The 228-nt window shown below is 68.4% G+C and carries 1 protein-coding gene; it reads right to left on the bottom strand.

Annotated elements, in window-relative coordinates; genetic code table 11:
- A partial coding sequence (locus E5W87_RS23845; RefSeq protein ID WP_367118867.1) for an alpha/beta fold hydrolase occupies positions 1–228 on the bottom strand: 228 nt, incomplete at both ends.

The following is a 228-nucleotide window of genomic DNA, read 5'->3' as shown; positions in this document are numbered from 1 at the left end:
GCGGTCTGCGATTGTGCGAAGATCGTTCTCGCTATGTCGGGGCCATGGTCAAGGATCAGGCCAGCGACCTCGGCGTTCGGCCGCATGTTCGCCGGCGCACTGCCGAAAATCCAGGCTGGACGCACCAGCAGCAGGCCGGCGACGCGGTCCGGATGACGGCAAGCAAGGCGCATGACGATCGCGGCGCCCATGGAGATGCCGCCGGCGACGAAGCGGTCGAGGCCGGCC

Origin of the sequence: Mesorhizobium sp., assembly GCF_004962925.1 — a bacterium.
Taxonomy (GTDB): Bacteria; Pseudomonadota; Alphaproteobacteria; order Rhizobiales; family Rhizobiaceae; genus Mesorhizobium.
The sequence above is the reverse complement of the archived record's forward strand: the minus strand, read 5'-3'. Positions and strand labels throughout refer to the sequence as shown.